Raw genomic sequence first — 391 nt, forward strand, 5'->3', positions numbered from 1 at the left:
ACTCTCACTTTTTTAAAAAATTCCAAAACCTTAAGTCATTTTGCAAAGGCTTATAGGGGTAAAATGCTAAGAATACTAGCAAATAAAAATATACATAGCAAAGAAGCTTTGCTTGAAAACTTACCTAATGAATTAAAAATAAAAGAAATTAAAATACAAGGATTAAAAGAAGAAATAATTTTAGATATAGTAAGCTAAGCCTTTTGGCTTAGCTTTTATAATTAGAATTTGTATAGAGCTTCAAGTCTGATGAATTGATCGTCAGCATCCTGATCTTTTACACGATTATGATTATCTTCAGTTAAGTAAGAATAGAAGCCGCTAAATGTAAGTTTTGGACTGTATTTGTAAGATACTCTTGCTATGTATTCGTTTTTATCTGTATCAGGGG

At 28.9% G+C, this 391-nt stretch carries 1 protein-coding gene and 1 pseudogene; one reads left to right on the forward strand and one right to left on the reverse strand.

Features of this window, described 5'->3' with window-relative positions:
- Positions 1-198, forward strand: a pseudogene (locus tag CAMP18497_RS08245) (YaaA family protein); the annotation flags it as partial.
- A 23-nt stretch (positions 199-221) separates the two neighbouring features.
- On the opposite strand, the gene CAMP18497_RS08360 reads toward CAMP18497_RS08245, so the two are convergent.
- Positions 222-391, reverse strand: a 170-nt coding sequence (locus tag CAMP18497_RS08360) for a major outer membrane protein (RefSeq protein ID WP_442867806.1), incomplete at its 5' end; no start/stop codon positions are given.

Source organism: Campylobacter sp. W0066.1, from assembly GCF_024723635.1.
GTDB lineage: Bacteria > Campylobacterota > Campylobacteria > Campylobacterales > Campylobacteraceae > Campylobacter_D > Campylobacter_D lari_C.